21 protein-coding genes are annotated in these 24,211 nt (G+C 39.8%); 18 read left to right on the plus strand and 3 right to left on the minus strand.

All coding sequences use genetic code 11. The features are described from left to right. Positions 1 to 35: 35 nt before the first annotated feature. Entirely contained in the window at positions 36 to 1,046 is a 1,011-nt protein-coding gene (locus AB1Z56_RS24560) for a LacI family DNA-binding transcriptional regulator (RefSeq protein ID WP_426790414.1), read from the plus strand. Here AB1Z56_RS24560 and AB1Z56_RS24565 read toward each other — a convergent pair. Continuing rightward, positions 1,036 to 1,416: a methionine-R-sulfoxide reductase gene (locus AB1Z56_RS24565; protein ID WP_426790415.1), complete on the minus strand. Its 381-nt coding sequence runs from the start codon at positions 1,414 to 1,416 to the stop codon at positions 1,036 to 1,038. The genes AB1Z56_RS24560 and AB1Z56_RS24565 overlap by 11 nt on opposite strands. Positions 1,417 to 1,900: 484 nt before the next feature. Between AB1Z56_RS24565 and AB1Z56_RS24570 the strand changes: the two genes are divergently transcribed. From AB1Z56_RS24570 to AB1Z56_RS24645, 16 genes are all read left to right on the plus strand, one after another. Then, positions 1,901 to 3,163, plus strand: a complete 1,263-nt coding sequence (locus AB1Z56_RS24570) for a cytochrome c3 family protein (RefSeq protein ID WP_426790416.1) — start codon at positions 1,901 to 1,903, stop codon at positions 3,161 to 3,163. A 37-nt stretch (positions 3,164 to 3,200) separates the two neighbouring features. Next, positions 3,201 to 6,215 (plus strand): TAT-variant-translocated molybdopterin oxidoreductase, encoded by a 3,015-nt coding sequence (locus tag AB1Z56_RS24575; RefSeq protein WP_313268039.1) that lies wholly within the window; start codon positions 3,201 to 3,203, stop codon positions 6,213 to 6,215. Between the two features lie 29 nt (positions 6,216 to 6,244). Beyond that, the gene (gene nrfD / locus AB1Z56_RS24580; protein ID WP_309364581.1) at positions 6,245 to 7,729 is read left to right on the plus strand and encodes an NrfD/PsrC family molybdoenzyme membrane anchor subunit; all 1,485 of its coding nucleotides are present in this window, start codon (positions 6,245 to 6,247) and stop codon (positions 7,727 to 7,729) included. 6 nt (positions 7,730 to 7,735) lie between these two features. Then, on the plus strand, positions 7,736 to 8,272 hold the full coding sequence (locus tag AB1Z56_RS24585) for a DUF3341 domain-containing protein (RefSeq protein WP_309364579.1): 537 nt from the start codon (positions 7,736 to 7,738) through the stop codon (positions 8,270 to 8,272). Beyond that, on the plus strand, positions 8,256 to 8,894 hold the full coding sequence (locus AB1Z56_RS24590) for a c-type cytochrome (RefSeq protein ID WP_286833372.1): 639 nt from the start codon (positions 8,256 to 8,258) through the stop codon (positions 8,892 to 8,894). Before AB1Z56_RS24585 ends, AB1Z56_RS24590 begins: the two co-directional genes overlap by 17 nt. Positions 8,895 to 8,913: 19 nt before the next feature. Then, positions 8,914 to 10,149: a quinol:cytochrome C oxidoreductase gene (locus AB1Z56_RS24595; RefSeq protein WP_313268043.1), complete on the plus strand. Its 1,236-nt coding sequence runs from the start codon at positions 8,914 to 8,916 to the stop codon at positions 10,147 to 10,149. A gap of 43 nt (positions 10,150 to 10,192) precedes the next feature. Next, positions 10,193 to 11,530 carry a cytochrome c oxidase subunit II gene (locus tag AB1Z56_RS24600; protein ID WP_426790417.1) on the plus strand — a complete coding sequence of 446 codons (1,338 nt, stop codon included), beginning with the start codon at positions 10,193 to 10,195 and terminating at the stop codon, positions 11,528 to 11,530. Positions 11,531 to 11,663: 133 nt separating this feature from the next. Further along, entirely contained in the window at positions 11,664 to 13,430 is a 1,767-nt protein-coding gene (locus AB1Z56_RS24605; protein WP_426792402.1) for a cytochrome c oxidase subunit I, read from the plus strand. Positions 13,431 to 13,507: 77 nt separating this feature from the next. After that, positions 13,508 to 14,551: a COX15/CtaA family protein gene (locus AB1Z56_RS24610; protein ID WP_309364572.1), complete on the plus strand. Its 1,044-nt coding sequence runs from the start codon at positions 13,508 to 13,510 to the stop codon at positions 14,549 to 14,551. A gap of 73 nt (positions 14,552 to 14,624) precedes the next feature. After that, the gene (cyoE, locus tag AB1Z56_RS24615) at positions 14,625 to 15,530 is read left to right on the plus strand and encodes a heme o synthase (RefSeq protein ID WP_070563553.1); all 906 of its coding nucleotides are present in this window, start codon (positions 14,625 to 14,627) and stop codon (positions 15,528 to 15,530) included. Beyond that, complete coding sequence (locus tag AB1Z56_RS24620) at positions 15,530 to 16,111, plus strand: cytochrome c oxidase subunit 3 (protein ID WP_426790418.1); 582 nt, start codon at positions 15,530 to 15,532, stop codon at positions 16,109 to 16,111. Before cyoE ends, AB1Z56_RS24620 begins: the two co-directional genes overlap by 1 nt. 9 nt (positions 16,112 to 16,120) lie before the next feature. Further along, positions 16,121 to 16,855 carry a cytochrome c oxidase subunit 3 gene (locus AB1Z56_RS24625; RefSeq protein ID WP_046674128.1) on the plus strand — a complete coding sequence of 245 codons (735 nt, stop codon included), beginning with the start codon at positions 16,121 to 16,123 and terminating at the stop codon, positions 16,853 to 16,855. 26 nt (positions 16,856 to 16,881) lie between these two features. Then, entirely contained in the window at positions 16,882 to 17,259 is a 378-nt protein-coding gene (locus tag AB1Z56_RS24630; RefSeq protein ID WP_075991045.1) for a cytochrome C oxidase subunit IV family protein, read from the plus strand. A gap of 9 nt (positions 17,260 to 17,268) precedes the next feature. After that, positions 17,269 to 17,997 (plus strand): SCO family protein, encoded by a 729-nt coding sequence (locus AB1Z56_RS24635; protein WP_426790419.1) that lies wholly within the window; start codon positions 17,269 to 17,271, stop codon positions 17,995 to 17,997. A gap of 7 nt (positions 17,998 to 18,004) precedes the next feature. Next, entirely contained in the window at positions 18,005 to 18,550 is a 546-nt protein-coding gene (locus AB1Z56_RS24640; protein WP_426790420.1) for a DUF420 domain-containing protein, read from the plus strand. A 196-nt stretch (positions 18,551 to 18,746) separates the two neighbouring features. Further along, positions 18,747 to 19,202, plus strand: a complete 456-nt coding sequence (locus AB1Z56_RS24645) for an ABC transporter ATPase (protein WP_426790421.1) — start codon at positions 18,747 to 18,749, stop codon at positions 19,200 to 19,202. Between the two features lie 126 nt (positions 19,203 to 19,328). Here the strand turns inward: AB1Z56_RS24645 and mtgA are convergent, their stop codons facing one another. After that, complete coding sequence (mtgA, locus tag AB1Z56_RS24650) at positions 19,329 to 20,093, minus strand: monofunctional biosynthetic peptidoglycan transglycosylase (protein WP_426790422.1); 765 nt, start codon at positions 20,091 to 20,093, stop codon at positions 19,329 to 19,331. Between the two features lie 137 nt (positions 20,094 to 20,230). On the opposite strand from mtgA, the gene mutS reads away from it, so the two are divergent. Next, positions 20,231 to 22,837, plus strand: a complete 2,607-nt coding sequence (gene mutS / locus AB1Z56_RS24655; protein ID WP_426790423.1) for a DNA mismatch repair protein MutS — start codon at positions 20,231 to 20,233, stop codon at positions 22,835 to 22,837. A 212-nt stretch (positions 22,838 to 23,049) separates the two neighbouring features. Here the strand turns inward: mutS and AB1Z56_RS24660 are convergent, their stop codons facing one another. After that, a complete protein-coding gene (locus AB1Z56_RS24660; protein WP_426790424.1) occupies positions 23,050 to 24,207 on the minus strand; it encodes a hypothetical protein in 1,158 nt (385 codons plus the stop codon). Positions 24,208 to 24,211 lie beyond the last annotated feature (4 nt).

The raw sequence follows: 24,211 nt of genomic DNA on the forward strand, positions 1-24,211 counted from the left end.
CGTAATAAAAAACTTAACAAACCTACTACTACTACATGAAGAAACGTATTCTGATCAGTGATATCGCAAAGGCGTTGGGGATTTCTGTAACTACTGTGTCCTTTATTTTGAATGATAAGGCAAAAGAAAAGCGTATTAGTGAGGCTTTGACTAAGCGGGTTTTGGACTATGTCAAAAAGGTCGGCTATAAGCCCAACGAATTGGCAAAAAGTCTTCGTACCGGGAAGACGAAGATTCTGGGTTTGATCATCGAAGATATTTCCAATCCTTTTTTTGGGAATATAGCACGTCTGATCGAAAGTAAGGTCTATGAGCAGGGCTATCGTATTATTTATTGTAGTACCAACAATGACGTTGAAAAAGCGAAGGAGTTAATCCAGATGTTTTACGATCGGCAGGTAGATGGTTTTATTATTACGCCTTCCGATGGATTGGAAGATACCGTAAAGCAGTTACAGCAGAATAATATTCCGGTTGTACTCTTCGACCGTTATTTTCCAGGCCTTGAAACGGATTATGTTGGTGCGGACAATTTTCAGGGGGCCTTTGATGCCAGTAACCATTTGTGTCAACAAGGCTATAGGCGTATAGGGTTTGTATCGCTCTATTCGGATCAGACACAAATGAAGGAGCGTTCAGATGGCTATATGAAGGCTATGGATAATAATAAGCAACAAAGTTTTATTCAAAAGATCCAGATGGATGCTTCGGATGAGGAAGCAATGGAACTATTGCGGGAGTTTATCTGTGAAAATAGGCTGGATGCCGTTTTGTTCTCCACAAACTATCTGGCGATTTCGGGCTTGAAGGCCTCTAAAACATTTAACTTTGCGATGCCAGCAGTTATTGCTTTTGACGATCATACGGTTTTTAAGCTGGTCGAACCTTCTATCACGGTTGTTTCACAGCCGATAAAGGACATTGCTGAAAACCTGATCAATATTTTGTTGCTTCGTCTTCAGGGCAAAATAAAAGCAACACGTAAAATGGTGTTGCCTTGTGAACTGAAAGTTCGTGAGTCGACTAAAGTGAAAGTTACTTTGTAGTATCGGCTACGAATTTCATCGAAATAGAATTGACGCAGTGACGCGTATTTTTTGTCGTAAAGCCTTCTCCAAGGAATACATGACCGAGATGCGCGCCACATGTGCTGCATAAGATTTCGGTACGTCGACCGTCTGCATCCGTAATGCGTGTAATGGCTCCAGGAATCTCGTCATCAAAACTTGGCCAGCCACAGCCAGATTCAAATTTTGATTCGGAGCGATATAAAGGACTGTCACAGCGGCGGCAGATATAAGTTCCCCTGACTTTATTGTCTAAAAGCTCACCGGTAAAAGGACGCTCGGTTCCCTTATGTATAATAATGTATTCTTCTTCTTTACTTAGCGGGTTGTATTTTTTGTTTGTTTCCATTATAGTCGTTTTATTAAGTTTTTATTGAGGGTATGAGAAGAACGTCCCAGTTGGAGCAGTTAAATTCATTCCCTTGCACTAAAAGATCAGTTTCCTGATTCTTTCATGATAGACATAGACCTGATCAAAGCCAAGCCTGAATTCATTTTATAAAGTTACGGAAATAAAGGCGAAAAATGTTTTTTGTCTCTATGTGGAGCTTGTATTTTGGGTATTTTACATTGTCATGGAATTGTCTTATATTTGAGTGGCTATCCAAATGAAAAGTTGTAGCGATGGAACTACTTTAGTTGCTTAAAGCGGTTTTTATCCTTGTTTAAACGCATTTGTTTAGAATGATTATAAATTGATATTAAAGGTCACAAAATTGTCAGCGATTTGTTAATAAATCATACTTTTGTGGCATTGTTAAGGGGGTAGTGGCTCCTTTAACCATGGGAGTTAATTTTTTACATTCACAAATAAATAGTATAAAGTGCTAAATATGAGAACTATCTCATCCGTTTTGGGAAGCCTTGCGAGGGTGGTGTCAACGAGTTTGATGCTATTATTTGCCGTTACGACGTTGCATGCGCAAGATGTCAAGGAAGGTGAAAAAATCTTCAAATCTAAGTGTACATCCTGTCACGCGATTGACAGAAAAGTGGTTGGTCCTGCTTTAAAGGGGATTCCAGAGACGAAAGACGAAGCTTGGTTAATCAAGTGGATCAAGAACTCTCAGGCTTTAATTGCGTCTGGCGATGCTGATGCAGTTAAAATCTTCGAAGAGAACAACAAGCTTGTGATGACTTCTTTTACTGATTTGTCTGACGATCAGATCAAGTCGGTATTAGCGTATATCACAGATGCTTCTAAGGAGAAACCGAAAGATCCAAGCAAAGATGGTGCTGGAGCTAAAGATGATAACGCGTCTATGTTCATGATTTTGGGCTTGATCGCAGTTGTTGTTTTGGCTGTTGTGGTTATCGTGGTGTTGAATCGTGTGATCCGTACCTTAGAAAATGTTATTGCTAAAAACCAAGAAGCTATTGCTGCGCAACAAGAGCCAGAAGATAGCCAACGTTTTGTGAAGTTTGCGAAAGCATTCGTTAAAAACAAGAAGTTGGTTGGCTTTACAGTCTTGATGTTGGTTGCTTTATTAGCTGTCGGTGGTTGGAAAACTATGTGGAACGTTGGTGTTCACCAAGGCTATCAGCCGGTTCAGCCAATTAAGTTCTCTCACCAAATCCACGCTGGTGTTAACAAAATTGAGTGTCAATACTGTCACGGTGGAGCATTTAAATCTAAAAATGCGTCTATTCCATCGGCCAACGTATGTATGAACTGTCACAATACAATCACTGCTTCAGAGCATTATGATGGTGAGATTTCTCCGGAAATTGCTAAAATCTATCGTGCATTGGATTGGAATCCAGATACGCGTACTTACGGTAACAATCCAAAACCAATTCAATGGGTTCGTATCCACAACTTACCTGACTTTGCTTACTTCAACCACTCACAACACGTTGTGGTAGCTGGTGTTGAGTGTCAAACTTGTCACGGTCCGATCCAAAATATGGAAGAAGTATACCAATACTCTCCATTGACGATGAAATGGTGTGTTGATTGTCACAAAAAGACAGATATCAAATCGGATAACAAATACTATGAAGATTTGATTAAAGCACACGAAAGAATTAAGAAAGGTGAGAAAATGACTGCAGCCATGATCGGTGGTCTTGAGTGTGGTAAGTGTCACTATTAATAATTATTTGAAATACGCAATCTTATATACAGCTTAAATGGATAGCAATAAAAAATATTGGAAAGGTTTGGAAGAGTTAAATCAAACTCCTGCTTTCGTTGAAGGAAGCAAGGGTGAGTTTGCCGAATCTATTCCTGTAGAAGATGTATTAAACGAAGCTGGCTTGAGTACTAAAACTCCTCGCCGTGACTTCTTGAAAGCATTAGGATTTGGTTTGGGTGCTGTTTCTTTAGCGGCTTGTAACCGTACTCCTGTGCATAAGGCAGTTCCTTATTTGATTAAACCTGAAGAGGTAACTCCAGGTATCCCTAACTATTATGCTTCGACGTTCAACGGTCAAAGCATCTTGGTTAAAACTCGTGAAGGTCGTCCGATCAATGTTGAGCCTAACCCAAATGCAATTGGTTTGAACCAAGGTTTGGACTCAACGACTGCTGCTTCTGTATTGGATTTATACGATGAGTCCAAATTGAAACAGGCACAATTGAAAGGTCAAGATGTGGAGTGGTCTAAATTGGATGGGGAAGTTGTTAAAGCTTTGAATGCAGCAGCATCTTCTGGTAAACAAATTACGATCGTTTCTAACACCGTAAACAGTCCTTCGACGTTGGCGGCTATCGCTGCTTTCGCAACGAAATTCCCAACAGTTAACCATGTACAATACGATGCTGTGTCTTACAGTGGTATTATCGAGGCGAATAAAGCTTCATTTGGTAAAGCTGTTGTCCCTTCATACAATTTTGAAAAAGCAAATGTGATTGTTTCGGTTGCAGCTGATTTCTTAGGAACTTGGTTAGCAGGTGAGGAGCATACACAGCAATACGCTAAAAACCGTGATTATAAATCGTTGAAAAACGGAAAAATGTCACGTCACGTGCAATTTGAGTCTGGTCTTTCGATGACTGGTACAAATGCGGATGCTCGTATCGCAATCAAACCTTCGGAAGAAGGTGCTACATTGGTTGCTTTATATAATGCAATCACTGGTCAGTCTTTGGCTGGTGCTACTGCAAACAAAAAAGCACAAAAAGGTGTCGCTCTAGCGGCGAAAGAATTGGTGAACAGCAAAGGCGCAGCAGTTGTTGTTGCTGGATCTAACGATGTCAATGTACAGGTATTGGTGAATGCAATCAACGTTGCATTAGGTGCTTACGGTACAATCATCGATTTGGATAACTATTCTAAACAATACCAAGGTTCGGATTCTTCGTTCCAAGCTTTCTTAGCTGCAGCGAAATCAGGTCAAGTTGGTGTTGCATTCTTCTTGAATAGCAACCCGGTGTATGACTACTTCAAGGCAGAAGATGTAAAAGCAGCGTTGAAGCAAGTTCCTTTCACCTTATCATTTTCGCAACGTGCGGATGAAACAGCTTCTGAATTGACAGCGATTGCTCCAGCAAGTACGTTCTTGGAATCTTGGGGTGATGCGAATCCAAAAGAAGGTTTGTTCTCTATCGTTCAACCAACAATCAATCCTGTTTTCAAAACACGTCAAGTTGAACAAAGCTTGTTGACTTGGGCAGGAAATGATACAGATATGTACAACTTTGTTAAGAACTTGTGGTCTACACAAATCTTAGCGGGTTCTACGAAAAACTGGGATGCTGTATTGCAAACTGGTTTTGAATATAAAGGTGCTAAAGCGGCAACAGCTCCTGCATTTACAGGAAATGCTGCAGCAGCAGCTTCTGCGATTGAGGCATCAAGCAAAGCGATTACAGGAGAGTTTGAATTGAAACTTTATGAGCCTGCAGGTCTTCGTGACGGTCGCTATGCGAACAACGCTTACTTACAAGAGTTGCCTGACCCGGTTTCTAAAGTAACTTGGGATAACTACGCTGCGCTTAACCCGAAAGATGCTGAGAAATTAGGTTTGGGTGAAGATGGTAAAGTAACTGTAAAAGCAAATGGTGTTGAATTGGAATTACCTGTTGTACAACAACCAGGTCAAGCACAAGGAACAGTTTCAGTTGCTGTAGGTTATGGCCGTACAAAAGTTGGTAAAGCAGGTAATGAAGTTGGTAAAAACGCATTCCCTTTTGCTTCTATCATCAATGGTACAGTACAAGGTGTTGCTAAAGCAACTGTAGCAAAAGCGTCTGGTACTTACCAATTGGCACAAACACAAACACACCACACGATCGAAGGTCGTAACGTTATTCGTGAAACGACATTTGCGAAATATTTGAAAGATCCTAACTCTGAGGCAGGACGCTTTACAGATAATCACAAAACATACGATTTGTGGAACAAATATGAGCAACCTGGTCACAAATGGGTGATGGCGATCGACTTGAACGCATGTACAGGTTGTGGTGCTTGTATCGTTGCTTGTAACGTTGAAAATAATATTCCTGTTGTAGGTCGTGATGAGGTTCGTCGTCGTCGTGAAATGCACTGGTTACGTATTGACCGTTACTATACAATCGAAGGAAAAGATCAAGATCTTACAAAAGAAAAAGAAATTGCGAGAGCTTCGGCTGATTTAGATTTCGAAGATATCACTGTTGTTCACCAACCGATGTTGTGTCAACACTGTGGTCACGCACCTTGTGAAACGGTTTGTCCAGTATTGGCAACAGTACACTCTTCAGAAGGTTTGAACCACATGGCATATAACCGTTGTTTTGGTACACGTTACTGTGCGAATAACTGTCCTTTCAAAGTTCGTCGTTTCAACTGGTTTGCATACTGGAATGATTCGCGTTTTGACAACTACTTGAACAATGAATTCACACAATTGGTCTTAAATCCAGATGTTGTTACTCGTTCACGTGGGGTAATGGAGAAATGTTCAATGTGTATCCAACGTATTCAAGCAGGTAAATTACAAGCTAAGATTCAAAATCGTAAAGTTAAAGATGGCGATATCCAAATGGCTTGTCAACAAGCATGTTCTGCAAATGCAATTATCTTTGGTGATGCAAATGATCCAGAATCAGAAGTATCTAAAGCATTACGCAACGAGCGTGTTTATTACGTACTTGAGGAAATCAATGTTCAACCGGGTATCGGTTATATGACAAAAGTTAGAAACACTTTTGAGGCGTAATCTTGTACAATATTTGAAATAAAAATACTATGTCATCGCATAACGAATCAATATTAAGAGAACCATTAATGACCGGTAAGGACATTACGTATGCAAAAATTACGGATGATATCTTACTACCGGTTGAAAATAAACCAAATAAAGCATGGTGGATTGGTTTTACCGTTGCTGTATTAGGTGCTTTATTATGGGTAGTTAGCGTTAGTTATACCTTTTGGACAGGTATCGGCGCTTGGGGTCTGAATAAAACTGTAGGCTGGGCTTGGGATATCACCGACTTCGTATGGTGGGTAGGTATCGGTCACGCGGGTACGTTGATTTCAGCTGTATTATTAATCTTCCGCCAAAACTGGCGTAATTCAATCAACCGTTCTGCAGAGGCGATGACGATCTTTGCGGTAATCTGTGCGGCTACATACGTTGTAGCTCACATGGGTCGTCCTTGGTTGGCTTATTGGATTTTCCCACTTCCAAATCAATTTGGATCACTTTGGGTAAACTTCAACTCTCCTTTGGTATGGGATGCGTTTGCGATCTCAACTTACTTTACAGTATCCTTGGTATTCTGGTACTGTGGTTTGTTGCCTGATATCGCGACAATTCGTGACCGTGCTACTGGATTAAAACAAAAAATCTATTCTGTATTATCATTCGGATGGAATGGTTCAGTTAAGACTTGGCAACGTTTTGAAATCGTGTCATTGATCTTGGCAGGTATTTCTACTCCGCTGGTACTTTCTGTACACACGATCGTATCCATGGACTTTGCAACTTCGGTTATCCCTGGATGGCACACGACGATCTTCCCTCCATATTTCGTGGCGGGTGCGATCTTCTCGGGCTTCGCGATGGTACAGACTTTATTGTTGATCTTACGTAAAGTAATGAACTTTGAGAACTACATCACGATGTTCCACATTGAGTCCATGAATATCATTATCATGACGACAGGTTCCATCGTAGGTGTGGCTTATTTGACTGAGTTGTTTATCGCCATGTACTCTCGTTCAGAATACGAAATGTATGCTTTCGAGAACCGTATGTTGGGTCCATACGCTTGGGCTTACTGGTCAATGATGACTTGTAACGTAATTTCTCCACAGTTGTTCTGGTTCAAAAAAATCCGTACAAGTATTCCTATCTCATGGATCTTATCGATTGTTGTAAACATCGGTATGTGGTTTGAGCGTTTTGTAATTATCGTGACTTCATTGCACCGTGATTACTTGCCTTCATCTTGGGCAATGTTCTACCCAACTTGGACAGACGTAGGTATCTTTGTAGGTTCAATTGGATTGTTCTTTACATTATTCTTGTTGTTCTTACGTTTCCTACCAGGTATCGCTATTGCCGAAGTGAAATTGTTGTTGAAATCATCTTCATTACAACATAAAACTAAATTGGCTCAACAAGGCGCATTCCCTGACGAGCAAGTAGAATACTTCCAAGAGTCATTAGAGAAATATGATTCAGTGACAGAAGAAGAGATTAAAGAATTATCAGTTAGAAAATAATCAGCAATGAGCAATACAAAATATATATTAGGTAGTTTTGCGGATCCAGATGAAATGATGCATGGGATCGACAAATTGCAAGCAAACAATATAAGTATTTACGACTGCTTTACTCCGATGCCTATCCACGGCATCGAAGCGAAGTTAGGCGTAAGACCTTCTCGCTTGCCTATCGCAGCATTTTGCTTTGGAGCATTAGGAACGACATTAGGTTTTAGTTTGTTGTATTATACAATGGCATACGATTGGCCGATGAACATCGGTGGTAAACCATCATTTGGTATGCCAAACTTTGTTCCGGTTACATTTGAGGTTACCATCTTATTGTGTGCTTTGGGTATGGTTGCTACGTTTTTCTTCCGCAACCACTTGTTCCCGGGACGTACACCTCGTGTAATGGACTTGAGAGCAACAGATGACCGTTTCATCCTTGCAGTAGATGCCAAAGAAAATACAGATCACGCTTTGATCGATAGCTTATTGAAAGAAGCCGGAGCTGTTGAAGTTAAGTACAATGATAGAAAATATGTTAGCTATGAATAAGAAGAATTTACTTGGAACGCTATGCGCAGCTGTGGCATTGACAGCACTTGTTTCTTCTTGTGGTGACAAAACAACTCGTAGTACAGGTTTAGAGTTTTCTCGTAACATGTACGATCCGCTTGCTTTCAATCCGGATCAACCTAATGCGAATTTTGCTGATGGAAAAACAGCACAAACACCTCCTAAAGGTACAGATCCTATTGGTTTCACTCGTTTTGAGTATGCCAATACATTAGAGGATTATGAACGCGCAGGAAGAGAAGTAAAAAGTCCTTTAGTCGTAAATGCAGAAAATCTTGAAAAAGGTAAAGCTTTGTTCACAACTTATTGCTCTATATGTCATGGAGTAGAAGGTAAAGGTGATGGTCCTATCACGAAAGATCGTAGCGTGACTGATTCAAGAGGTACGCGTCAATTAGAGAACTTTCCTCCGCCACCATCTTATCACAGAACAGATGCGGCGAGCTCTTCAAGAGGTGGTTTGATGGCTGACTTGACTGATGGTAAAATTTACCATACAATTTATTACGGACACAACTCCATGGGATCACATGCATCTCAATTATCTCCAGAGGAGCGATGGAAAGTTGTTATGTATGTTCACGAATTACAAAAGAAATAATCTAACATCAGATATATAAATGGGAACTCACAGTCATCATCACGATTATAATTTCAACGAGCGATACGAGTTTGCTGGCAAAGCTAAAATGTTCAGTATTATCGCTGTTGTACTAGGCGTAGCTGCTGTAGCTATCGGGTTGCTTTCGGGCGATCACGTTACTGTAGAGCGTACTTATGCCAACTTGTTATTGATGGGTTATTACTTTACATGTGTATGCGCAGCCGGAACATTCTTTGTTGCCTTGCAATATGTAACACAATCTGCATGGTCTGCAGGTTTGGTACGTATACCTCAGGCTATGGCGAGTGTTTTACCAATTGCTTCATTGATTTTATTAGTTATTGTAGGTTTAGGTTTAACCACGCATAACTTATATCACCACTGGAATGCAGATGGTATCACTGATCCGCATAGTACAAATTTTGACCCTATTATCGCAGGTAAATCTGCTTATTTAAATGTTCCATTCTTCTTGATTCGTCAGGTTGTATTTATGGGAACATATAGCATTTTTGCTGTTATTTTTGCGAAACTTTCTTATAAAGAAGATTTGGAAGGCGGATTGACTTCTTACAAAAAGTCATTCAAATTGTCTGCAATCTTCTTGGTTATCTTCGGTTTTACTACACCTATCTGGTCTTTCGATACAGTAATGTCTTTAGAGGCACACTGGTTTTCGACAATGTTCGGTTGGTATAACTTTGCAGCAATGTGGGTTAGCGGTATATCATGTATCACGATCATCGTTGTTGTATTGAAGAAAGCTGGTTATATGAACTGGGTAAACGAAAATCATTTACACGATTTGGGTAAATTGATGTTCGGTTTCTCGATCTTCTGGACTTACGTTTGGTTTGCACAATTCATGTTGATTTGGTATTCAAACATTCCTGAAGAAACAGTTTATTTCTACAAACGTTGGGAACCTGAATACAAACCTTGGTTTTGGTTGAGTATTATCATTAACTTTGTGGCACCATTGTTATTATTAGTGGACCGTGATGCGAAACGTAAACAAAACGTCATGTTGTTTGTCGGTATTTTATTGTTAGCTGGTCACTGGCTTGATTATTACATCATGATTATGCCAGGTACGGTAGCGGAACACAGAGGATTTGGTGTCATTGAAATCGGAACTGCACTTGGTTTCTTAGGTTTGTTCATCTTCTTAGTGATGAGTAAATTGAGTAAACAAGCATTGGTGCCTAAAAATCATCCTTTCTTGGATGAGAGTTTGCATCACCAGATATAGTTTCACTTTTAAAGGAAGGTTACGTAAAAACGTTATAAAAGAAATGAGCTTTAAATTAAATAATAGATTCAAATCCATCTCGGGTTTTGTGCTTGCACTAGGATTGCTTTTTGCGACTCCTATCCTAGCAAGTCAACAAGATACAGTAGCATCTGATTCTGCTAAAGCGGCAACTACAGCAGTAGCTGCCCCTGCAGCAACGGATTCGGTTGCAAAAGATACAACAGCGGCAGCAGGTACTGCTGCTGTTGCATCTGCTAGTTCTTCTACAGAAGCTAGCGCTGCTGCTCCTGCTGTTGAAGAAGTGAAGCAAATAGACCCTCAGGTTTATAAAAACTTCACATATTATGTCTTGTTATTCTTGGTTATATGTACAGTTGTTGCCGTTATCGGTAAAGTACTTTCGATCTATGAATTGACAAGAAAGATGAACGGTAAATACAATCCGTTTGCGAATAACACGTTTCAATCGGCATTGTTATTTATTTTCTTGGTTGTATTCCTTTACGGTGTATATTGGTCATATGTACACTGGGGAGCCGCTTATTGGAGATCTGCAGTAACTGAGCACGGTGAGCGTATTGATACCATGTTTATCATTACGACAGCAATTACAACATTTGTATTGGTTATCACACATATCTTGTTGATGACATTTACATTCTTGTACCGCATGCGTGCAAAACGTCAGGCTTATTATTATCCTCATAACAATGCAATCGAGAAATTGTGGACAATCGTTCCTGCTGTTGTTTTGACAGTATTGGTATTGTTCGGTTTCTTTACATGGAGATCAATCACAAATATTCCTGAAGATCTTCAAAAATCAGCATTACAAGTTGAGGTATTAGGCGAGCAGTTCCAATGGAATGTCCGTTATGCTGGTTCAGATGGGATTATTGGTAAACGTAATTATAAAATGACGACACCAACCAATCCTTACGGTATTGACTTTAATGATAAAAATTCTTGGGATGATATTCAAGGATCTGAAATCTGGTTGCCTGTAAACAAACCAGTTCGTTTCCATATCGTTTCAAAAGATATTATTCACTCTTTCTATATTCCTGATTTCCGTGTTCAGATTAATGCGGTACCAGGGATGACCAACTATTTCCAGTTTACACCTACTGTTACAACAGAAGAGATGCGTGATCGTTTGGGTGATTATAACTATGACTTCGTGATGTTGTGTAACAAGATCTGTGGTCAAGGTCACTTTAACATGGCGAAGAAAGTGGTTGTCGTAACTGAAGAGAAATATAAAGAGTGGTTAGCTAAACAAAACAAATATTTTACTGAGGATTTGCAAAAAGAGTTCAGCGGTAAAACAGCTAACGTGAAAAAGGATAGCGTACAAGTTACAGCATCTTTGAACTAATTAAGAATTTTTGAATATAAAATCGAATATGTCAAGTACAGTAATATCGCATAGCGCTGAACATCACGATTCGCACGGCCATCATCACGAGGAGTCGTTCATCAGAAAGTATATCTTCTCGGGTGACCACAAGATGATTGCTAAGCAATTCTTGATCACTGGTATCATCATGGCAGTTTTTGCGATGCTTTTATCAGTATTATTCCGTATCCAATTAGCATGGCCGGATAAAGAGTTCCCTATATTAGAAGTATTCTTGGGTAAATGGGCTGAAGGAGGTCGTATAAAACCGGAGTTTTTCCTTTCCTTGGTAACCATTCACGGTACCGTTATGGTATTCTTCGTGTTAACAGCTGGTCTATCAGGTACTTTTAGTAACTTATTGATTCCATATCAAATCGGAGCACGCGATATGGCATCTCCTTTTATGAACATGTTATCTTACTGGTTGTTCTTTGTAGCATCAGTTATTATGGTTGCATCGTTCTTCGTAGAAAGTGGACCTGCTTCTGCAGGTTGGACAATCTATCCGCCACTATCGGCTGTTCCTACTGCGATCGCTGGATCTGCAACAGGTATGACTTTGTGGTTGGTGAGTATGGTTCTATTTGTAGCTTCACAGTTGATCGGTGGTATTAACTATGTAAGTACAATTTTGAACATGCGTACAAAAGGAATGGACTTATGGAAAATGCCTTTGACAATCTGGGCGTTCTTCTTAACTGCTATCGTGGGTATGTTGTCATTCCCAGTATTGGTTTCTGCAGTTGTTCTGTTGATTTTTGACCGTGCGGCTGGTACGTCATTCTATTTGTCGGATCTTGTTGTTCAAGGACAAATTTTACCGAACGAAGGTGGTTCACCAATTTTGTTCCAACACTTGTTCTGGTTCTTAGGTCACCCTGAGGTATATATCGTTGTTATGCCTGCTTTAGGTTTAACTTCTGAAGTTATTGCGACCAACTCACGTAAACCAATCTTTGGTTACCATGCGATGGTTTATTCATTGATCGGTATCACTGTATTATCGTTTATCGTATGGGGTCACCACATGTTTGTAACAGGTATGAATCCGTTCTTGGGTGGTGTATTTATGATTACAACATTGATTATCGCGGTTCCTTCTGCTGTGAAAGCGTTTAACTATCTTGCAACGTTGTGGAAAGGTAATATCCGTTTCACTCCGGCGATGATGTTTGCTATCGGTTTGGTATCATTCTTCATCTCTGGTGGTTTGACAGGATTGTTCCTAGGTAATGCAGCGTTAGATATCAACTTACACGATACGTATTTTGTTGTTGCCCACTTCCACTTGGTAATGGGATCGGCGTCGATCTTCGGTATGCTTTGTGGTGTTTACCACTGGTATCCTAAGATGTTCGGTCGTATGATGAACACAAAATTGGGTTATTTACACTTCTGGTTGACTTTCATTGGTGCTTACATGGTATTCTTCCCAATGCACTTTATGGGTATCGATGGTGTGCCTCGCCGTTACTATGCATTTACAGAATTTGCTTTCATGGCGAAATGGGTTTCTGTAAACCAATTGGTAACTTGGGCTGCAATCATCGCTGCTTTAGGTCAGGTAGCTTTCTTGTGGAACTTCTTTACATCGATTTTCTTCGGTAAAAAAGCACCACAAAATCCTTGGCAATCAAATACGTTGGAATGGACTACTCCGGTAGAGCATATCCACGGTAACTGGCCAGGAGAAATTCCAACTGTACACCGTTGGCCTTACGATTACAGTAAGCCAGGTCACGGTGAGGATTTTATTCCTCAAAGTGTTCCTTTCTCTGAAACAATGAGCTCTAATTTGCCTCATGATTTCGAAGGAGACGAGGAAGCTGAGCGTATCCAGGCAGAATGGAATGCTCAAAATGGTAGAAAAGACTAATAAAATCTTATAAAATAGAGTAGGGATTCCTACTCTATTTTATAGAAGTTTGTATTTTAAGAGGTAGGGGTAGTATTATGTTTCCAGCAGCTGAGAAGCGATTTATAAAGACCAATTTTATAACGATCATTGTGTTGTTTTTGGTCATTATTGCTGGAGGAGTTGTTCGGAGTACAGGGTCAGGAATGGGATGCCCAGATTGGCCAAGATGTTTTAACCGTATTATTCCTCCAACAGATATCTCCCAATTACCTCAAGGATATGAACAACATTATATTGAAGGAAGAGCAAAGAAGAACGAACGTTTCGCGAAAATTGTAGAATTTTTCGGCGATAAGGAAATGGCTTACAAGCTCCGTACCGATAAGAGTATTTTGCAGCATGAAGAGTTTAATGTTGCGAAAACTTGGACGGAATATATCAATCGGTTGGTAGGCGTTGTTTCCGGATTCTGTTTGTTATTTACAGCTATTTATTCTTTCACCTATTTAAAATCAAAAAGCTCGATCGTTGTTTGGTCAGTGATTAATCTTTTTGTTGTAGTACTTCAGGCTTGGCTGGGATCGATCGTTGTATCGACAAATCTGATGCCCTGGATTATTACGGTACATATGCTCTTAGCCATTGTAATTGTTTGTATTAGTATTTATACATATTTCAAAGCAGTTACTTTGCGCAACAAGACCTTATTGGTCAATCGTTCTTTGGGTATATTAAAAGGACTTGCTGTTGCTTCAATTTTATTGATGCTAACACAGGTAATTGTCGGAACGGGAGTTCGTGAGGAGGTTGATTTGTTAACCGGTTCAACGATAGCCCGGACTGATTTTATAACAACTATTGGCCAACAGTTTGAGTTACATCGCTGGTTGGCATATTGTTCTTTGATTTTAGTTATTGTATTATTCTTTTTGGTCCGCACGAGTTTTAATACGGGTTCTAAGCAATATAAATTTGCTTTAATCGCATTGATTCTAGTGGGTATCCAAATGCTATCAGGAATTATCTTAGCTCGATTTGCAATACCTGCATTTGCACAGACAACGCATTTGGTGGTAGCTACGCTCTTATTTGGGGCACAGTTCTACCTGTTGTTATTGTTAAACAAGCAAAGGCACTAATCTTGGAATTCGGGGTGTTTATGTTTAAAAGTACGTGTTTAATTACACTGATAGTAGGAGGTCTCTTTTAGTTATGAAAGAATTTATTTCAGATTTCAAAAAGCTTGTTAAGTTGAGACTTACGTTGACTGTGGTATTTTCTGCGTCAATTGCTTTTCTGATAGGATCAAAACAACAGGGTGATATATTCTGGTTCAATTGGTTATTGTTGACTATAGGTGGTTTTCTGGTGACAGGTTCTGCCAACGGATTTAATGAGATCATTGAAAAGGATTTGGATAAACTGATGAAACGTACGGAGGACAGACCGTTGCCATCAGGCCGCATGACAACAGGACAGGCTTTGGTGTTGAGTGTCTTTATGGGCATCTTAGGAACCTTGGTGCTTGTTCGTTTAAATTTTGTCGCTGGTCTGCTGTCGGTTTTCTGTATCCTTCTTTACGCATTTATCTATACACCATTAAAAAGAAAATCACCAATAGCAGTGTTTGTCGGCGCGTTTCCAGGTGCATTTCCGCCATTAATTGGATATTATGCAGCTTTTTCGCAAGACGATTTAGCCTACTATAGTGGACATAACGAAGCGGCAATTATTATCATTCCCTTTGTGTTGTTTGCTATTCAGTTTTTATGGCAGTTTCCGCATTTCTGGGCAATTGCCTGGGTTGTGGATGATGACTATAAATTAGCGGGTTTTCGCTTATTGCCGACGACAAAACGTGATAAGATATCTGCGTTTATGGTATTTATTTCAGGTTTGTTTATGATACCTGCGGGTTTTATACCTTATCATTTTGGCTTTGGTGGAATTTGGTTTACGATTGTATCCGTGGTCGGTGGAATAATGTTTGGTTATTACGGTTATTTGCTGTTTAAGAATTGTGATATTCCTTCAGCGAAGAAAGTGATGTTTACCTCATTTATTTATTTACCTGTGACACAACTCGTATTATTGCTTAACTTTATTCCGTTGAAATAATGTTAGATATACAAGCACAAACTGACGAGAAGTTAGTACAGAGAAAGGCCCAAAAGTTCAACCTATGGTTGGGTATGTTGGGTATGTTCATGATGTTTGCGGCGTTATCCAGTGGTTTCATTGTATATACAGCGAGCGGCGTGGACAAAGGGATTAAGACCCTATTGCCAAATGCACTTTTATATAGTACCTTGGTGATTGTGGTGAGTAGTCTAACGATGTTTTTAGCACATAGAGCGGCTAAAAATGGCGAATCTTCCAAACAGCGGTTGTTTTTGATAGCAACTTTTATTTTGGGAGTTGTATTTTTTGCCTTGCAAGTTCATGCTTGGAATGTATTGATCGATAGGGGTGTTTATTTTGTGAATAACAATGCATCACAATCGTTTATTTACGTTTTTATCTGGATGCACTTGGCGCATATTATTGCGGGGTTGATCGTTTTGATTGGCGCGATTATAGGGAGTGGCAAACTTCCTAAAGACGGCAATCTTTTCCGCATGGATCTTGCCAGTATTTTTTGGCATTTTCTCGATCTTTTATGGATTTATATATATGTTTTCTTACTTTTGAATCAATAATAGTAAACAATGAGTACAACAGTATCGCAATTGGATAAGGTAAAAACTGGTCCATGGAATGGTGGGAAATCACCTTGGAACTTAGAGTATGGAAAAATCATGATGTGGTTTTTCTTGGTAGGGGATGCCTTCACATTTTCTGCATTTTTGGTTTATTACGGCGCACAACGCTTTTCTCATCCAACATGGCCTGATCCTGATAAGATCTTCCAATCTATCCCTGGAATTGCAGAGCATGGTCAACCGTTGGTATTTGTCGGTTTAATGACCTTTATTTTGATTATGTCATCTGTAACTATGGTTTTAGCCGTGGAAGCTGGTCACCGTAATCAAAAGAATGAAGTTGTTAAATGGATGCTTTGGACTATTTTGGGAGGTATCTGTTTCGTAGGTTGTCAGGCTATCGAGTGGACTCACTTACACCACATGGGTTTCTGGTTTGGTAAAAATCCAGCAACAGGTTTGGAAGGTGATGCCATCAAAACAGCATTAATGCCATATTTCACACATGACATTTCTTATACTTCGGCCTTGCAATTTGCTAACTTGTTCTTTACAATTACTGGTTTTCACGGTTTCCACGTTACTGTGGGTATTATTTTGAATATCATCATTCTATGTATGACATTAAATAATACATTCGAAAACCGCGGTTCTTATCTTATGATCGAGAAAGTAGGTTTATATTGGCACTTTGTGGATTTAGTGTGGGTATTCGTATTTACGTTCTTCTACTTAATCTAATTCCGAAATAATAAATTTAGATAGCTATGTCACAATATCAAGATAATATCGCTCATGGCGAGCACGCTCACGAAGGTGGGATGGATAAGAAGGCCATCTGGAGAGTATTTGGTGTACTTTTAGCCCTTACTTGTCTAGAGTTTTTAATTGCATTGGGCTTCGTGCACCATTGGCAAATTTTAGCTAAAGGTGCGTTAGTAAATACTATTTATATCGTGCTTACTTTAGTTAAAGCTTATTATATCGTTGCATTCTTTATGCACTTGAAATTCGAGAAGTCGAGTTTCATTGTTACCGTTGCAATTGTGTTTATTTTTATTATTTATTTTATTGTTTTGATGCTTGTTGAAGGAGGGCACTTGGCATCTGCTTTTCAAGAACATCAATTGTTTCCAAATAAATAGATAAAGTGAATGGATAATAATACTGGACAAAAGAAAGGTATTAAAACTATATTGATCCTGGCAGTAATTCTTTTATTGCCAGGATTTTTATATTTTGTACTAAATAAAAGCGGTTCTAATAGCTACGCGTCTTTGCCAATTTTTGGAAAGAAAGAGGTTCCGGGAACTACCCATCGTAAATGGGGACGTGATATTCCCGATACAATCTACCATACTGTACCTCCGGTTGATTTTGTGAATTTCGATGGCAAGAAAGTGCATCTATTGGATAATGATACAACACTTTCTGTCGTCCATCTGATGTACTCTAGAGATGCTTCATTATCGAGGACGATGATTAAGCGTTTGGATCAAATCGCTAATCGGTTTATTCAGAATAAGAAGGTTCGCTTGTATTCAATTACGGTTGATACGGCATACGATACTCCAGAAGTGTTAGCTAAATACGCGAAAGTTTACAAACCCTGGACCAAATCTTGGTTTTTTGTGACAGATCCTTCCGTCGATATCTTTAAATTTGCGAAGGAAAGTTTGTTGCAGGACGCACTTGTTAACAATGAACGTGGCAAGCCATTTATTATTGGTTCTAATTATCTTTTACTCGATACAAAAGGACGGATAAGAGGTATATATGACATCAACGTCAAAACGGATGTTGATCGCCTTGAGGATGAAATTAAATTATTATTGGTCGAGGAAATTCGAAACCATCCAGCTACAATAGAACAAAAGAGGTAATTTTATCATGGAAGAGAGTCTTAATAAAGAAAAGAAGTATAGTAAATGGATCTGGTTGCTATCTATCGTCATACCCGTAGTCGTCGCCATTCTTTTTTCGGTCAATTTACAGAAACTGGGCTATGACGTGAAACCACTGACATTTTTGCCCCCTATCTATGCAGCTATCAATGGCATTACGGCTGTATTGCTATTCTGGGCAGTAGCAGCGATAAAAAAAGGTAATAAATTATTGCACGAACGTTTAATAAAATTGTGCATTGCTTGTTCTCTGGCTTTTCTGGCGATGTATGTTGCTTATCACATGACGTCAATTGAAACAAAATATGGTGGTGAAGGAATTTTGAGACCGATCTATTTCTTTATTCTGATCACGCATATTTTGCTTTCTATTATCATTATCCCTTTTGTGCTTTTTACCTTTGTTAGAGGTATATCGGGTTCTTATGAGCGTCATAAAAAGCTTGCGCGTATTACTTACCCCATGTGGCTTTATGTGGCTGTTACCGGCGTGATCGTTTATTTGATGATCTCTCCATATTATATTGGTTAGCGATAACGGGAAGCAGGCCAAATTGGTGTTATAAAACACAAGGGTGCACCAGATTCGATGTGTTGAATCTGGTTTAAAATTGAAATAGAAATGGATATAATGGAACAGGTATTCCATATGTCCGGGAGTGTAAACAGTATCGGATTAATCAGCCAATTCATATCGGCTAAATGGATCTGTAAAAAAATCATTGCATATGAAGCGTATCTGGATTTATCAGGCCGATCGCCTGTTAACGGCGACAGAGGGACAGGAGATTGTTACTGACCTGAAAGCTTTTGCTGAACAATGGAAGGTGCATGGAAAGCCACTTTCTGCTTCCGCTGAATTACGGGATAATCTTTTTATCATCCTAAAGGTGGACGAGGAAGTCGCGGCTGCATCAGGTTGTTCTATTGATAGTTCGGTTCGGTTTTTAAAAGGAGTTGAATCGAAGTATGGTATTCAACTATTTGATCGAATGCAATTTGCATATAAAGGGGATCAGGGAATAGGCGTGGTTAATCGTGACGGATTTGAGAAGCTACTGGCAGACGGTACCATCAACGATAATACCTTAGTATTTGATAATACCATTACTCATGAGCATCAAATGGAAAACGCTTGGGTAATACCCTTCCATCAGAGCTGGCATAAACGACTTTTTAGATAAGTTGTAAAACGAGTTATATAAGAAAGGCCATAGTTACATATGGCCTTTCTTTTTGATCTATAGATTTTATCTATAGATCTGTATTGCTTTTCTTCTGGTCGATCCGCCGAATAGCGATATTTTCGCTTATTCGGGAATAGTATAATGATGCATATATTTTGCTATCGCATTTGCGCGTCTATTGACATAGGCAGAAGGGTTACGTGCATCCCACTCTCTTGGGTTCGGTAATATGGCTATGATTAATGCGGCTTGTTTTTTGGAAAGATTGCTGCCTGTTTTGCTAAAGTAATACGAAGCTGCCGCATCAGCACCATAAACTCCCTGTCCCATTTCAATGACATTGAGATAAACTTCAAGGATGCGTTTCTTGCTCCAGAATGTTTCGATAAGAATGGTAAAGTAGGTCTCGAAGCCTTTTCTTAACCAGGAACGGCCGGGCCATAGAAAGACATTTTTGGCCACCTGCTGACTAATTGTACTTCCGCCGCGTAATTTCTTTCCTTGTGCATTTTTTTTGATAGCATTTTGAATGCCTTTCATGTCAAATCCCCAGTGTGTCATAAAGTGAGCATCTTCTCCTGCAATGGCCGCTAACTTTAGGTTGTCCGAAAGCTCATCGTAATCCAGCCAGTTTTTTTCCAGTTTAAATCCCTTGCCCTGTTCTTTTAGCTCAAACCCACGTTGAATCATCAACCAAGTGATGGGAGGATTAATAAACCGCAGGCTAATGACCCAAAAGAGTGAAATACCAATAAAATAGAGGATTACCCGTGTCACAATGCGCAGGATAGGGGATTTTATGGACTTCAATGGGTTGAAGGATTTTTTTTTGAAGGTATTTTGTTGTTTGCTGGACGTATTTTGTTTACCAGATCTTTTGATGGCCATGACTAATTTTTTTCGGATACAAACTTAGCTTATATTCTTGTTTAATGGAAATGATTTTGTCGAGAAGTTGAGTGTATCGTTTGCCAAAGCGACGATATTATCCTATTTTTACGCTTCATAAAAATTGATTTTAAAAGTTGGCAAAAGAAAAGAAAGTGACCCCATTGATGCAACAGTACAATGCGATCAAGATTAAGTATCCTGGAGCGTTGTTGTTGTTCCGTGTTGGCGATTTTTACGAGACATTTGGTGAGGATGCGATCAAAGCTGCCCAGATTTTGGGCATCGTTTTGACAAAGCGTGGCAATGGCTCGGAATCGGAAACTGCATTGGCTGGTTTTCCCCATCATTCATTGGAAACCTATCTTCCGAAACTTGTACGTGCGGGCCAACGGGTGGCGATCTGTGATCAGCTGGAGGATCCAAAGACGACAAAAACAATCGTTAAGCGTGGTGTGACCGAGCTGGTGACACCTGGAGTCTCTTACAGTGACAATATTGTTCAACAGAAATCGAATAATTATTTAGCATCAATTTTTATCGAAAAGGAGCGGATCGGTATTTCTTTCCTGGATATTTCAACAGGCGAATTTCTGGTTGCTCAAGGTAGTGTGGCCTATATAGATAAATTGCTTCAAGGCTTTAAACCGAGAGAAATTATCCTTTCCAAAAAACAGAGCAAGGAGTTTACAGAGCAGTTTGGATCACAATATTATACTTATTTTCTTGACGAGTGGCCTTATACAGGTGATTATGCCACAGAAACGCTATTGAAGCATTTTGAAGTCTCGTCAATGAAAGGATTTGGCGTGGACCGCATGACAGCAGGAGTTGTTGCTGCTGGTGTAGCATTGCATTACCTCAATGAAACCGAGCATCGTAATCTGCAGCACATTTCTACGCTTTCCCGTATTGAAGAGGACCGTTTTATGTGGCTAGATCGTTTTACGATTCGCAATTTGGAATTAATCGGATCGTTGAATGAAAATGCGGTTACACTATCCGATGTATTGGATCATACATCCAGTCCAATGGGAGCGCGTCTGCTCAAGCGCTGGATCGTGATGCCGCTGAAAGACAAAAAGAGTATTCAGGAGCGATTGAATGTGGTCGATTTCTTTTTCACTAACCGTGACTTACGGGATGAACTGATTAGTCAGATCAAGCAGGTGGGAGATCTGGAACGTTTAATTTCCAAGATCGGACTGCAAAAAGCAAATCCGCGGGAAATTGTACAATTGAAGCGCGCATTATATGCTATTGAGAAATTGAAGGAACTTACAGATCGTAAAGATGCTGATTCTCTTCGGACAATCTCAGATCAGTTGGATGCTTGTGCTGTTATACGTGAAAAAATCGAGCAACAGGTTCAGGCGGAGCCTCCTGTCGCAATCAATAAAGGGAGTGTAATCGCGGAAGGGGTGGACCCTGAATTGGATCGCTTGCGCAAGATCGCTTTTGGTGGCAAGGATTATCTGCTTGAGATCCAAAAAAGGGAAGCGGAGCTCACAGGCATTCCTTCTTTAAAAATAGCGTTCAATAATGTTTTCGGTTATTATCTGGAGGTCACAAATACGCACAAAGATAAGGTTCCGACGACGTGGATTCGTAAACAGACACTGGTGAATGCTGAACGTTACATTACGGAGGAACTTAAAGAATATGAAGAACAGATTCTCGGTGCAGAGGAGAAGATCCAAGCGCTTGAGAATAGATTATATGCTGAGCTATTGGTTGCCATTGCTGAATACATCAAACCTATTCAGCTCAACGCCCAGCTCATAGCTAAGTTAGATGTACTGCTTAACTTTGCTGTTGTAGCGGAGAAAAACTATTATGTAAAACCCGAAGTCAGCGAGAGCAAGGTTTTGGATATTAAAGGTGGAAGACACCCTGTCATTGAAAGAAACCTGCCAATAGGTGAGGATTATATTACCAATGATACTTTTTTAGATCCGAAAACACAGCAGATTATTATTATTACGGGCCCTAACATGGCGGGTAAATCTGCATTGCTCCGTCAGACTGGATTGATCGTGCTAATGGCGCAAATTGGTTGCTTCGTTCCAGCAAAAGAGGCTAAGATCGGTTTGGTTGACAAAATTTTCACCCGTGTCGGTGCTTCGGACAATCTTTCTTCAGGGGAATCGACGTTTATGGTGGAGATGAATGAAACTGCGAGCATCATGAATAATCTATCGGACCGCAGTCTTATTCTTCTGGATGAAATCGGTCGTGGTACAAGTACTTATGACGGCATTTCTATTGCTTGGGCTATTGCCGAGTTTTTACATAATCATCCTGCAGCTAAGGCAAAAACCTTGTTTGCCACGCATTACCATGAATTAAACGAGCTGACTACTTCGCTGGATCGTATAAAAAACTATAATGTAACGGTGAAGGAGGTTAATAACAAAGTTATTTTCTTGCGTAAACTTGTTCCTGGAGGCTCCGAACATAGTTTCGGAATTCACGTAGCGAAGCTCGCTGGAATGCCGCAAAAGCTACTTAATCGGGCTAATCAAATCTTGAAAAGGCTGGAGCAGGAGCGTACAGGAGGAGAGCAGATTAAAGATAGCATGCGCAAAATCCAGAAACAGGCCTACCAATTGCAGATGTTTTCTATTGATGATCCTGTCTTGAATAAGATCAGGGATATGCTGAATAACCTGGATGTTAATTCGCTTACTCCGGTTGAAGCATTAATGAAATTGGATGAGATACAACGCCTTTTAAAGAATTAAATCTTTCTTTGGATATTAGGACACTTGATCTCAAGTGGGAGTTGTGTTCTTCGATTTACATACGCCAGATGATGTTTTTTAGGGTAAACATCATCTGGCGTATTTTTTTCTGAAAGTGTCTGGTCTTATTGGCCAGAAAAAACCTTCAGCTCACTTTCATTGCTGTTGGTGTGTGCGAAGTCATGAAGTGAAGGTTTTTGAAGGGCTATTGCTTAAAATCTGAAGAATAGCTCCAAGCTTCCGTAATTTGCTTGTATCGGGCTCAATACTTTACTGCTTGCATCATAGGGCGTGTAGTGATAGCCAAGTTCGAAACCGATATACTTTTGGTTTTTCATGCGAAATAGCGATGCAAGACCAAGCCCCAAGTGGACATTATTGATGGTTACCATACGATCGGTGTATCCACCATCATAATAATAGCCATCTGGATCATAATAACCAGAGGAATATGCACTTTCTGTGATGCCGGTATCTGTAATATCAATGCCCAGGATACCTTTTGGAATCAGTATAAATTTATCATTGTCAAAAACTTTGTAGCCTACCGCACCGCCCATAAACGCAGTGGCGGAAGAATTGACAGAAACATTGGAGCCTTCGTAATTGTAATCAATATTGCGGTCGTTTGAGTTGATACGCACTTTGAAGCCCCCTTCGAAAATAAATTTTCTTTCCAGCGAGCTCATCAGCATAAATCCAAAGCTTATATTGGTTCCGAAAATTTTGTTCGCTCCGCCAAGTGGGGTAACTACGCCGATTGAAGGAACATAGCCCATTTTTGCTTTCTGTCTATCTCTGTACACTTTGGGTGTTGGAAACCGCTGTTGATTATCTTGTTCGTCAGATTGTTGGTCTTGTATGGCATTGACAACTTCAGTATCCGAAAAGAGCTGTAAAATATCTTTCTCCTGATCGCTTAACGTATAACTATCCGAAGCAAGAAGAGCTTTAGCTCTTACTTTTATCAGGCCGTCCAGGGGATGCCTTAATGGCACGAAATTGTATTTTGCTTTATCCTGATCGTATTGACCTGCGAAATCTTCCCGGTCTGCCGCATCTAGTCTCTGTAGAAAGATTTTATCGAATTGGTTGTCTAGATAATGTTTGATCTCTGTTGTGCTATTCTTCTTTTCAATGATGTATACAAGAATACGTAAACGCTGTACAAACTCGTTGACACCACAGCTTGCTTGCATACTATTGAGTAAAGGATCAATTTTATCAAAGTCATTGTTGTTCAATGTCTTTGTCAATAACGGAAGTATTTCAGCTGTATGTCGGTCACAATTCTCTTGTGCATACAGTAGTTTTGTGGGAAACACAGCAATGATGATCAATATCATAAGAGCAAGCTGACGGATATTCATGGCT

The organism is Sphingobacterium sp. WOUb80 (genome assembly GCF_050058145.1).
In the GTDB taxonomy this organism is placed as follows: domain Bacteria; phylum Bacteroidota; class Bacteroidia; order Sphingobacteriales; family Sphingobacteriaceae; genus Sphingobacterium.